This is a genomic window from Armatimonas sp., from assembly GCF_964826245.1.
In genome coordinates this window covers 1-11,365 of sequence record NZ_CBAYMC010000145.1, presented here as the reverse complement: position 1 = coordinate 11,365, position 11,365 = coordinate 1, and the positions used below count along the sequence as shown (strand labels likewise).

8 protein-coding genes are annotated in these 11,365 nt (G+C 58.3%); 5 read left to right on the top strand and 3 right to left on the bottom strand.

Annotation, left to right across the window (positions count from 1 at the left end; all coding sequences use genetic code 11):
* The first annotated feature begins 154 nt into the window (after nt 1–154).
* Together AC1XOS_RS14205 and AC1XOS_RS14200 are read left to right on the top strand one after the other, a co-directional pair.
* A complete protein-coding gene (locus AC1XOS_RS14205) occupies nt 155–1,177 on the top strand; it encodes an aminopeptidase (RefSeq protein ID WP_481962881.1) in 1,023 nt (340 codons plus the stop codon).
* A gap of 214 nt (nt 1,178–1,391) precedes the next feature.
* A complete protein-coding gene (locus AC1XOS_RS14200; RefSeq protein ID WP_481962880.1) occupies nt 1,392–3,911 on the top strand; it encodes a tetratricopeptide repeat protein in 2,520 nt (839 codons plus the stop codon).
* Nucleotides 3,912–3,984: 73 nt separating this feature from the next.
* On the opposite strand, the gene AC1XOS_RS14195 is transcribed toward AC1XOS_RS14200, so the two are convergent.
* Both AC1XOS_RS14195 and AC1XOS_RS14190 read right to left on the bottom strand, forming a co-directional pair.
* Nucleotides 3,985–5,799 carry a TlpA family protein disulfide reductase gene (locus AC1XOS_RS14195; RefSeq protein WP_481962879.1) on the bottom strand — a complete coding sequence of 605 codons (1,815 nt, stop codon included), beginning with the start codon at nt 5,797–5,799 and terminating at the stop codon, nt 3,985–3,987.
* Nucleotides 5,800–5,828: 29 nt separating this feature from the next.
* Nucleotides 5,829–6,524 carry a DUF1559 family PulG-like putative transporter gene (locus AC1XOS_RS14190; protein ID WP_481962878.1) on the bottom strand — a complete coding sequence of 232 codons (696 nt, stop codon included), beginning with the start codon at nt 6,522–6,524 and terminating at the stop codon, nt 5,829–5,831.
* 119 nt (nt 6,525–6,643) lie between these two features.
* Between AC1XOS_RS14190 and AC1XOS_RS14185 the strand changes: the two genes are divergently transcribed.
* The 3 genes from AC1XOS_RS14185 to AC1XOS_RS14175 all read left to right on the top strand — a co-directional run bounded on the left by AC1XOS_RS14185 (nt 6,644) and on the right by AC1XOS_RS14175 (nt 10,855).
* Nucleotides 6,644–7,537 (top strand): quinate 5-dehydrogenase, encoded by an 894-nt coding sequence (locus AC1XOS_RS14185; protein WP_481962877.1) that lies wholly within the window; start codon nt 6,644–6,646, stop codon nt 7,535–7,537.
* A 62-nt stretch (nt 7,538–7,599) separates the two neighbouring features.
* Nucleotides 7,600–9,900 carry a DEAD/DEAH box helicase gene (locus AC1XOS_RS14180; RefSeq protein ID WP_481962876.1) on the top strand — a complete coding sequence of 767 codons (2,301 nt, stop codon included), beginning with the start codon at nt 7,600–7,602 and terminating at the stop codon, nt 9,898–9,900.
* A 259-nt stretch (nt 9,901–10,159) separates the two neighbouring features.
* Nucleotides 10,160–10,855, top strand: a complete 696-nt coding sequence (locus tag AC1XOS_RS14175) for a hypothetical protein (protein WP_481962875.1) — start codon at nt 10,160–10,162, stop codon at nt 10,853–10,855.
* A 3-nt stretch (nt 10,856–10,858) separates the two neighbouring features.
* Here AC1XOS_RS14175 and AC1XOS_RS14170 read toward each other — a convergent pair.
* On the bottom strand, nt 10,859–11,365 hold a 507-nt coding region (locus AC1XOS_RS14170; RefSeq protein ID WP_481962874.1), incomplete at its 5' end, for a protein adenylyltransferase SelO family protein.

The following is an 11,365-nucleotide window of genomic DNA, read 5'->3' as shown; positions in this document are numbered from 1 at the left end:
GGATGTCGCCGTGAGCTGGACTATGTCCAGAAAATGCTAGAGCGCGGTACGGGCGCAGATCGTCAGCTTCGGGTCTTCAAAGAGAGCGGCGGGGATCTAAAAGCCGTCGTGGACTACATGGTCGCCGAGACCCTGCTCCCCTCCGAACTATAACATGCACAACGCACTTTTACTAAGTACTGAGTTCTCCTCGGAGCTAACGCCGGGCGCGGTCAATGCCGTCACGACTTGCCTGCGCATCCAGCCGGGCGAGAAAGTGACGCTGATCTGTGACATGGCCTGCCTGACCATTGGGGCGAGCCTGGCGCGAGAGCTAGAGGTGCGGGGACTGGCTTGGAGTGGGTTTGTGCTGGAGAAGCTCTGCCCACGCCCTCTGACCGACATGCCCGCCGAGGTAATCTTGGGCATGGAGAGCAGCGCCGTCTCGATCTTTGCCGTTCAAGTGCAGACCGGCGAGCTCATGAGCCGTCGGCAGATGACCGATGTGGTCAATCGGCGCGGGATGCGTCACGCTCACATGGTCAATATCACCGAGGAGATCATGTGCGAGGGGATGCGTGCTGATTTTGGCGCGGTAGACACGCTCAGCCAGCGCGTCATCGAGATCGTCCGGGCGGCAAAGACCATCCGCGGCACGACCCCCACAGGCACCGATATCACCGTCCAGCTCAGCCCGGAGTACCACTGGCTCAAGACCAGCGGCATTATCTCGCCCAAGAAGTGGGGCAATCTCCCCGGTGGCGAGATCTTTACGTCGCCCTGGGAGCTCAACGGGACGTTTGTGGTGGATGGCGTGGTGGGAGACTATCTCTGCGCCAAGTACGGGCTCCTGGGCGAGAACCCTCTGATGCTCACCATTGAGAAAAACCGTCTGACAAGTGCGCAGTGTGCTAACAAGGCGCTAGAGACCGAGTTCTGGGAGTACTGCCACACCGACGAAAACTCTGACCGGGTGGGCGAGTTTGCCATTGGTACCAATATCGGCTTAACGCGGGTGATTGGCAATATCTTGCAAGACGAAAAATTCCCCGGGATCCATATCGCTTTTGGCGATCCCTACGGCTTCCACACCGGAGCCAACTGGCAGTCTTGCACGCACATTGATGTGGTCGGGCTGCACTTTGATATCTGGGCCGATGAGCGCCCTATCATGCAAAACGGCACTTTCTTAGTGTGAAAAAACTCGCAACGATTGTGATCTAGATCACGATAAAAAGTGATCTGAATCACAGCTCTTTCTGTTTTTTCGTTGTCTAACAGGGTCAAGCATAAAAACAGGCGCATCTACCCTACAAAGAAAGGCCCGATGCGCCGGATAATCGAAGCAAGTTGTTTTGTCAGGGATAACGGTATAATCCGACAAAACCCGGTAATTTAGCGAGGAGCTTTTTATGAGTCGTTTGGTAATGGCGGGAGTGGTGAGTTCACTGGTGCTTGTGTTAGGATCAGGGAGCAACGCCTGGGCACAAGAGGATATCTCCACAGCCCGAGACTTGATCAGCAAGGGCAAGTACGCTGAAGCAGTCAAGATCTTGGATAAGCTCATCAAAGAGCGTCCTGAGGTATCATCGCTTTACTTCGATCTCGGTCGTGCACACTTTGGGGCAAAAAACCTACCCCTCGCCGAGGCTGCGTTCTCCAAAGTGATTATGGCAAAGCCACAGGCCGCAGACTCGTACTACAACCGAGGCATTGTGCGCTCGCAGCTCAACAACTACACCGGAGCCATCGCCGACTTTACCGAACTGACCAAGCTGGCTCCCAAGCCCAAGCCCAACGCACCCGATCTCGTTGTGGAGTCCTACGATAGTCGTGTGGTGGCGTATTTGCAGACCAATAAGTTCCCTGAAGCAATTGCGGATGCGACCAAAGTTTTAGAGCTAGACCCCAAGCGTGGGCTGACTCTCCTCAACCGTGGCTATGCGTATGAAAAACTGAGTCAGTTTGATAAGGCCGTCGCCGACTACAATGCGGCTGTCTTGTTGCTGACAAGCGATGCGGATAAGGCCGCAACTTATTTTTCCAAAGCCGATCTGGAGTTCCTCAAGCTCAACCAGCTTCAGCCTGCCATTGACGACTACACCAAAGGACTCGCGCTAGACAAGAGTAACACGGGCGCACTTCTCAACCGCGCTGCCTGTAACTTCCAGCTCAAGAACTTTTCCGCCGCGCTTTCCGATTACAATGCGGCGCTGGCACTCAAGCCTGGCGATGCGGAGATTACCAAGAACCGGGCTGCGGTACAGCTCCAGCTCAAGGACTACAAGTCTGCGATTGTGGACTACTCGGCGTACTTGCAGAAAGTGGGCGCATCGGCAGATTTTAATGTCTACCGACTGCGTGCTGCCAGCTACCTCAATATCGAGCCCAAGAACTACGCGGCGGCCTCGACCGATCTGAAGGCCTATCTTGCCAAGAAGGCCGATGATGCCGTGGCATGGAAAGACCTCGCTCTAGCGCAGTACAACACCATCGTCCCTCAGGGAAGCTCGATCACGAAAGCACAGGCCGCTGGGCTCAGCGATGCGATTGCCTCCGCGAGCAAGGCCACCCAGCTAGACCCCAAGCAGGCCGATGCCTTTATCATCATGGCGGACTCCTACAGCTTCCAGGAAAAGTACAAAGAGGCGGTCCCGCCCTACACCAGCTATATCGCCCTTCAGCCCGATAAACCCTTCGGTTACGAGGGGCTGGGCCGCGTCCAGTACAACCTCCAGGACTACAAAGGCGCTGCCGCCAACTTCGAGAAGTACCTTAAGTTCAAGCCCACTGACATGGAGATCAAGAAGCTCCTCGCGCTTGCCAAGGCCAGTGGCGGCGGTGCATCATCGGCAGAGAAGATCGCCGCCCTGACCGATGCGATCAATGCTGACCCAAAAGACCCCGTCGCCTACACCAACCGTGGTGTCGCCTACTTCGAAGCGCAAGACTTTGACAAGGCCATCGCGGACTTCAAAAAGGCCCTAGAGCTTCTGCCCGCAGGTAGCCCCAACCAGATGCAGTATCTCAATAACCTGGCCAGCGCTGCTGGGAAGAAGGCGGACAAGACCCAGGCGGATGTGGACTACCGCGTGGCAGTGGATGCCTACGGTCAGCTTCTGGCCAAGAGCCCCAGCAACGCCGAAGCGCTGGGGGCACAGGCGTTTCTCTACCTGAAGCTCAAGCAGTGGGACAGTGCCATGGCGAGCTACGCTAAGTACCTCGCGACCAACCCCACGGATCAGAAAGAGCTGCTCGCCGCACTGACCAATCGTGCCTACTGTGCCCTCCAGAAGCCCACCCCGGACTTTGCCTCCGCGATTGCAGACTACACCAAGATCATCGCGCTTGCCCCGACTGATCCCAAGGCCTACGAGCTGAGGGGACGTACCTACCTAGATATGAAGAACCTGGCGGCGGCGGCGGCGGACTTTGATAAGGTGCTTCAGTTATCGGGGAGTAAAGACCTGGAGATGGTCAAAAATCAGGCGGTGATCTACTTCAACCTAGGGGAGAATAAGCGCAAGGCCAATGATGCCAGCAAGGGACTCCCGGAGTTTGAGAAGGCGATCACCAACTACACCACCTATCTGACGGCCAAGCCGACGGATGCCATCGCGCTCTACGGGCGTGGTCTGGCGATCTACCGCAAGGCAAAGGCATCTACAGATGTCAAGGTCAAGCTGGCGGAGCTGAAGAAGGCAAGTGCGGACTTCGAGGCAGCCACCAAGGCCGATCCCAAGTACGCCGATGCCTGGTACTACCTGGGTCTCTCCTACGACGATTATGGTGTCGCCGATGAGCTCTCCCAGGAGGTCATGTTCCCCAAGGCGATTGCTGCCTACGAGAAGTATGTCACGCTACCCGGTGTGCCTGCGGCAGACGTGGACGCGATCAAGAAGCGCATCACACAGCTCAAAGACGCTCTGTAGGCTGTGGGTCTGTCATAAAAATGCCCAGCACGAGAACTCGTGCTGGGCATTTTCTGTCATTGTGGGTACTCTTCTACTGGATTCCCGCCGCTTTTAGTGCCTCTTCCAGCCGGTGATCGCCCTCACCCGTATTGCCCACGAGGGTTGCGACGACTTTGCCATCTTTCCCAATAACAATCGTCACCGGGATCATGGTGACACCAAACTTATTGCGAGCCACACTCTTGAACATATCGCGGCCCGCAGGGTCTAGGACAAGGGGGAAGGTAAACTGGGTTGTCTTGCGCCAATCGTTGTATTTCTCCGTTTCGTCAAAGACATTGGCAGCCAATATTGTCACATCCTCACGGCCCTTAAGTCCCTGCCATACTTTCTCTAGGTGGGGAAACGATGCGATACACGGGCCACACCATGTTGCCCAGAAGTCCAGAACAACCACTTTCTTTCCCTTGAAGTCTGCCAAGCGAATGCTGGAGCCGTCGGGAGCTTGGAACGTGGCATCAGGGGCATCGTCCCCGGCTTTGGGCAGACGTGGCGCAGGCGGGGGCTTGGGAGCCGGAACTTCGTTCGTAGGAATGATGGTCAGATTCGTACCATCGGGCGAGATGCGGGCACGGTAGATCTTATCGTCAATCTCCATCGGCTTGGCAAGATCAAACGAGCGGCTGCTAAAGTCAATCGCGCCTGTGCCTTTAAGGTCGAGAACCAGATAGACCGGAGCCGTGGGAGTAGAGATAAACACACCGTCGCTATCCGTGTCCCCGACAAGTGCCTTGATAGCCTTGCCATTGAACGTGATCTCTCCTACCATCCCTCCGTTACGCTGGGTAAAGACCCGATCTGCGCTCCCGTAGAAGTTGAGGGAGTAGGGACGGCTCGATACCTCGCCTGCCGCTGGGCCATAGGAGGCGCGTACCGAGCGCTGGACAGTCTTACCATCCCAGGTCGCCGGGGCATCGTCGGTGAGATCGCCGTTGTTGTTGTCATCCACAAAGAGCTGGCTTCCGGCGAGAACCACGTTGACCACGGAGCGGGGGCCATCACCCACCGTGATCGTTCCGTAGCGAGGAGTGGCGCTGTAGCTTGGCTCTTTGGTGATGCTCGCGGGCTTTGTCTCACTCAGAGCCATGGGTACTGGAATAGACTTCAGGCCCAGCTTTCCTTTGTAGGTCTCGGAGAAGGCCACGGGATCGAAGCTGAGCTGGGAGCGCATCGTGCCTGGAACCGTGAGAGCTGCTGCAGGAATGAACTTGGGAGCATTGGGATCACGTGGAGCGGGGGGAGGTGCATCCCCGCCCACGGTGCCAATATCCACACCTGCCTGCTTCAGGGCAGCTTCGAGTCTATGGTCGCCGGGGCTATAGCCCACGATTGCATCTACCACTTTTCCATCTTTCCCTATCACAAACGTGGTGGGGATTCCGGTGACACCAAAGACATTGCGTGAGAGCTTAGTTGCGTTATCGCGGCCCGCGGGGTCGTAGCCGTAGGGGAAGCTGTACTTGTCTTTGTTCTCCACCACCCACTTCTCGAACTTCTCACGCTCGTCCGAGGTGCAGAGCGCCAGCACCGTGGCATCCTTGCGTGTCTTGAGCTTCTTCCAGACTTCTTCTAAGTGTGGCATGGCTGCTTTACACGGGCCGCACCACGTGGCCCAGAAGTCTAAAACGACCACTTTTCCACGCATTGAGGCAAAAGTGACTTTCTTTTTCCCGCCGGGGGCATCTACCGAAAAGTTGGGGATAGAGTCTCCTGCCTTGAGCAAGGCAGGAGCGGGAGGGAGATTGGCCGAGGCAGCCGCCGCAGGCGCAGGCTGGATTTTGAGAGGCAGCGCAGGGCGCGTCTCTTGCATGAGCGCTAGGAGCGCCAGAGGGATCAGGGTTATCATAGACTTAGAGTACCTTGTTTTCTAGCAGACTACAGCGCAACATCGCTACAGTTTGTGGGAAGTGCGGTGAAGGGCCGATTGGTTCTGGACCACATGGAATTAGGAATGATCGTATTGCGGATCTTCATCCACTTGGAGTGACCATCCGCAAAGGCGTAGTTCGCCCCATCGCTATGCCGGAAAAAATGGCGGCGTGAGGCGAGCTGGGCCGTGTTGGTCTCCAGAGCGCGGGTAGCACTACAGGCTTGAAAACCATTGACATTGGCAGAGAAGTTCGACGTCCATGCCTGAGGAACAGCATCTCCCATCACAATGAGGTTGGCGGGGAAATCCAGAGCGGCGAGGGCAAGGGGAGAGTTGTTGGGGGCAAACCACAGCGGTATAGCGACGTTGTCGCTCATGGCCACGCTGCGAATCTGGTTCGCGTTGGTCTTGATGGCATCGGGACAGGCCCAGACACCTTGGTTTTTGACGTAGGGATCGAGAAGCTGGTTAAAGACCGCCAACCCCGATCCGGTAGTCCCGATGGTCAAGGGAACCAGCGTCTCGTCGTAGTCTTGAGAGTACATCATGACAGCAAGGCCGATTTGCTTGGTATTGGACAGACAAGCCGTCTGGCGTGCTTTGGCACGGGCTTGGGCAAAAACAGGAAAGAGAATGGCGGCAAGAATCGCAATGATCGCGATCACGACAAGAAGCTCGATGAGGGTGAAGAAACGACGCATGAGAACGTCTCCTTAAGAAGGGAAGTGCCCCAGGAGTTTGGGACTGTGGGCAGGATAACACAACCTTAAAAAACACGCAAGGTGACGTGTTGGTTTTTTCGTTTTGGTATAGTGTCCCTATGAAACGTGTGATTTCCCTGTCACTGGGCTCGTCTAAGCGCGATAAGACGGTCACGGCGGAGTTCTTCGGCGAGACCTTTGAGATTAGTCGTCAAGGAGTAGATGGCGACGAGAAGAAGTTTGTCGAGCGCCTCGCCGAGCTAGATGGTACGGTGGACGCGATTGGCTTTGGTGGGATGGATCGCTATCTCTGGAGCGAGGGAAAGCGCTATGAGTTCGCCGTCTCGCGAAAGCTCTTGGCAGGCGCAAAGAAGACTCCGGTTCTGGATGGCTCAGGTCTGAAGAACACGCTGGAGCGTGCCGCCGTGCAGTGGCTCCAAGCCAATAACATCGTGGACTTTGCGCACAAGAAAACGCTGATCGTCTCTGCCGTGGATCGCTTCGGCATGAGTGAGGCACTGATCGCCTGTGGCGGTGAGATTTGCTTCGGTGATCTGATGTTTGGGCTGGATCTGCCCATTGGCATCACGAATCCCAAGGCATTTAAGCTCGTCGCACGGACGCTGCTGCCGATTGTGGTGCACCTGCCGCTCTCGATTCTCTATCCGACGGGGGAGAAGCAGAACCATATCGTCCCCAAGTGGGGCAAGTGGTACGCCTGGGCTGATGTGCTCGCGGGGGACTTTCTCTATATCCGTCGCCACATGCCAGAAGATTTAAAAGGCAAGACGGTGCTCACCAACACCACCACGGAGGAGAACCAGAGAGAGCTCAAAGAGCGCGGTGTGGCGCAGCTGATCACCACCACGCCGATTTTTGAGGGGCGCTCGTTTGGTACCAATGTGATGGAGGCGATGCTGGTTGCGATCAACGGGGGCAAAGAGATGCAGCCCGAGGAGTATCTTGCGATGCTAAAGAAACTCGACTGGAAACCCAATGTTATCACGCTTTAGGCGTTTCCTTCGCTTGCTGAGGGAAAAGACCCGGGGGGAGGGGTTCGGGAAACAATACCAGTGTGAACCCCGATGCGTTTCTGGATCGCCTCCGCCAGCACCCCGACTACAAAAAACAGATCGTCCATATCGAGCATATCCCAGCGCGGCCCGCGGTCTACGGTGAGCTAGACGCGCCGCTCCCGGAGCGGCTGAGCAAGGCACTCAAGCAAAATCTCGGGGTGGAGAAGCTCTTTCGCCATCAGGCTGAGGCCATTGATCTGGTGCGCCTGGGCTTTCAGGTGATTGTCACGACGCCCACAGCGTCGGGGAAGTCGCTGTGCTACAACGCACCGGTCTTGGAGACGCTGCTGCTGGAGCCTAAGGCGCGAGCGCTGTATTTATTTCCTACGAAGGCGCTTGCCCAAGACCAGCAGAGCAAGCTCAAGAGTTTGGATCTGTGGCCGGATATCATCTCGGCCACCTACGACGGTGACACGCCCAAGGACGAGCGCCTGCCGATCCGGCGCACGGCGCGGCTCTTGGTCACCAACCCGGACATGCTCCACATGGGAATCCTGCCGCAGCACAATGGCTGGGCGACGTTCTTTCGCAACCTGCGCTACGTCGTGATTGATGAGGCCCATGTCTACCGGGGCGTTTTTGGAGCACACGTCGGAAATATCCTGCGGCGCTTGCTCCGCGTAGCGGAGCTCTACGGCGCGCGGCCTCAGATTATCGCCTGCTCCGCGACCATCGCCAACCCGGAGGAGCTCTTTACCAAGCTGACGGGCCTGCAAGCCGAAGTCGTCTCGGCGGAGAGCGGGGGAGCGCCGACGGGCAAGCGGCGCTTTGTCTTCTGGAACCCGCCGGTGATGGACGCCGCCACGGGCTCGCGGCGCTCGACCAACGCGGAGGTGACCCATGTCTTTACCGAGCTGCTCGAAGACGATGTGCGGACACTGGCCTTCACGCGCTCCCGCAAGACCGCCGAGCTGCTGCTGACCTACGCCCGCCGCGCCCTGGAGGGAAAGCCCCAGCAAGATAAAGTCATGAGCTACCGCGCGGGCTACACCCCCGAGCAGCGGCGGGAGATCGAGCGCAAGCTCTTTACGGGTGAGCTGACCGGCGTGACCGCGACCAACGCGCTGGAGCTGGGGGTGGATATCGGCGGAATGGACGCCGTGGTGATGACGGGCTACCCTGGCACGGTAGCGAGCACCTGGCAGCAAGCCGGTCGTGCCGGTCGCCGTCAAGGGGAGTCTCTCGCTGTGCTGGTTGCCGCCGACAACCCGCTGGATCAGTTTCTGATGCGCCAGCCCGACTACTTCTTCGAGCGCCCCGCCGAGCACGCCGCGCTTGATCCGACCAATAAGCACATCCTCGGGGGGCACCTGCTCTGTGCCGCCTACGAAGCGCCGCTCACCGATGAAGACGCGGACTTGTTTGGCGGGGAGCGTGCCCGCTGGGTGGCGCATCGCTTGGTGGAAGAGGGGGCTCTGGCGGCCCGTGGCGAGCGCCTGCACTACGCCGGTTCGGAGTACCCCGCAACCCTCATCAATATCCGCTCCGCGTCGGCGAACCAGTATATTATTGAGGAGAACGGCAAGACCCTGGGGACCGTCGAGGAGGCGAAAGCCTACGAGACCATCCACCCCGGCGCGATCTACCTGCACATGGGTGAGAGCTACGTGGTCGAGGAGCTGGACACGATCAGCCGCCGCGCCACGGTGCGCCGCGCCGCCGCCAGCTACTTCACCGAGCCCAAGACCGACTCGCACATCGAGATTATCGCCACGGGCGGCAGTAAAGAGTTTGGCGATACCGTCGCCTACTTCGGCGAGGTGCGCGTCACGAGCTGGGTGACCGGCTTTCGGCAGAAGCAGCTCTTCTCCGATGAAGTGCTCGGCCTCTACGACCTTGATCTCCCTGAACAAACTTTCGAGACGGAGGCGGTCTGGTACCCGCTGCCGCAGTACCTAGTCGAAGAGCTGGCTACTGCGGGCTTGGACCTCGCGGGCGGTGTTCATGCGGTCGAGCACGCCAGCATCGGCCTGCTCCCGCTCTTTGCCCTCTGTGATCGCAACGACATCGGCGGCGTCTCCACTGCGCACCATCCCCAGGTCGGCGCCCCGACGATCTTTGTCCACGACGCCCACCCCGGCGGGGTCGGGATCGCCGAGACAGGCTTTCGCATTATCGAGCAGTGGCTCACCGCGACCCTCACCCTGATCGAAGAGTGCCCCTGCGACGATGGTTGCCCGAGCTGCATCCAGAGCCCCAAGTGCGGCAACAACAACGAGCCCCTCGACAAAAAAGCCGCCGCGCTGATTCTAAGGCGCTTGCTGCACGGTGAAAACCCGCCGATTGAAAGCGGCGTGTAGAGGCGCAAGCGCCAAAAAATCGCTCCGCGACTGCCGGTTCCCCTTCGCTTGCCGAGGGGGTTAGGGGGTGTTAGTCGCGGAGCGACTTCTCAGCCGAGGGACGAGGCTTTTAGACGCCGCTTTCAATCGGCGGGCAAATAAAGCAAGAAAATCAATCATCGGACTAAGAAAATCAGTCATCGGAGAGAAAAAATCAGTCGTTGGGAACTAAAAATCAGTCATCGGTGGTATAAAAACAGAGGTTGAGGAGATCAAATCAATGGATGAAACAAGAAAAACAAGCCGCGAACCGGGCGCGCTGAACTATACACAGGTCATATCACTCGATACTGCTGCGCAAGTTGCTGCGGCAGCTCGGAAACCTGCCTACCGTGCGGCACTTCTGGCCCGAGGAATCACCGACGAGACCCTCGATGCGCTGGATCTTGCCGTGAGCGAAGGCAAAAAAGAGCAGGCAATTGCGGTGGAGAACGATATCGGCCAGCGGGTCTCGACTCAAGAGGAGAAGCTTGCCCGAAAAGAGCTGCTCACAGCACTGCGCGAGGTGCAGACCGCCGCGCGGCAGAAGTGGACACGTAGCCAGCCTGCGGCGCTCAAGGACTACTACATCGGGGAGAACCTTCCCAACATGAGCCGTGCGACGCTGGTGCAGGTGACCGAGGGGATTCTCTTGCGCCTCTCGACACAGACCCTGCCGGGAATCACGCCAGAGACCGTTGCGGCGCTGGCGGCCAAGCGCGATGCCTATGTCGAGGCCAACAAGAACCAGCTTGGGTTTATCGCTGGAGCGAAAGCGCGCCGTGCCGCTGCTTTAGAGCACCTCAAGACTGCCACAGACTTGCGGATCGAGGTTCAGTTCGCCGCCGATGCCACCTACCCCTTCGACAACCCCCGGAGTGCTGCCGCCCGCACCGAGTTCGCCCTCCCCGAAGATCGCCGCTTCGTCACGCGATAGGCCCTACGTCCCACAAAACGTCTTATAGCCACACGCGCTGGCCGGAGCAGGCTCATGGTACTTCGACGGGGCAGAATCGTATGCGTAGGGCTGAGCCAAGACTTCCTGCAGAGCATTCAGCGGCGCGAGATCATTGTCGCTTTCTGCGGCGGCAAGCGCTTCCTCGACCAGATGGTTTCTCGGAATCACAGCGGGGTTGACCGAGCGCATGAGAGCGAGGGACTCAGACTCCGAGAGAGCATCGCGTGTGCAGCGCTCTTTCCAGCGGGCGTGCCAGGCAGCAAACTCTGCGTCTTTGCCTTCGGGATCATTTAGCGTGCGGAAAGTATTGGTGTAGTCCGCCTCGGTCTGCTGCATCCAGGTGAGCAGGGCTTCGATTCGCTCGGAGTCGCCCTCTTCTGCGCTCTGGAGCCCGAGCTTCTGGCGCATCATCCTCAGCCAGGCAGCCTCGTAGAGCTCCGGGAAGGTATTCAGCGCCGCGACCGCCACTGCGACGGCAGCTTCTTCGTT

What these genes read in the sequence shown, in the direction of transcription:
- AC1XOS_RS14205 (WP_481962881.1), top strand. Translation starts at nt 155, where the DNA reads ATGCACAACGCACTTTTACTAAGTACTGAGTTCTCCTCGGAGCTAACG.
- AC1XOS_RS14200 (WP_481962880.1), top strand. Translation starts at nt 1,392, where the DNA reads ATGAGTCGTTTGGTAATGGCGGGAGTGGTGAGTTCACTGGTGCTTGTG.
- AC1XOS_RS14175 (WP_481962875.1), top strand. Translation starts at nt 10,160, where the DNA reads ATGGATGAAACAAGAAAAACAAGCCGCGAACCGGGCGCGCTGAACTAT.
- AC1XOS_RS14195 (WP_481962879.1), bottom strand. Translation starts at nt 5,799, where the DNA reads ATGATAACCCTGATCCCTCTGGCGCTCCTAGCGCTCATGCAAGAGACG.
- AC1XOS_RS14185 (WP_481962877.1), top strand. Translation starts at nt 6,644, where the DNA reads ATGAAACGTGTGATTTCCCTGTCACTGGGCTCGTCTAAGCGCGATAAG.
- AC1XOS_RS14190 (WP_481962878.1), bottom strand. Translation starts at nt 6,524, where the DNA reads ATGCGTCGTTTCTTCACCCTCATCGAGCTTCTTGTCGTGATCGCGATC.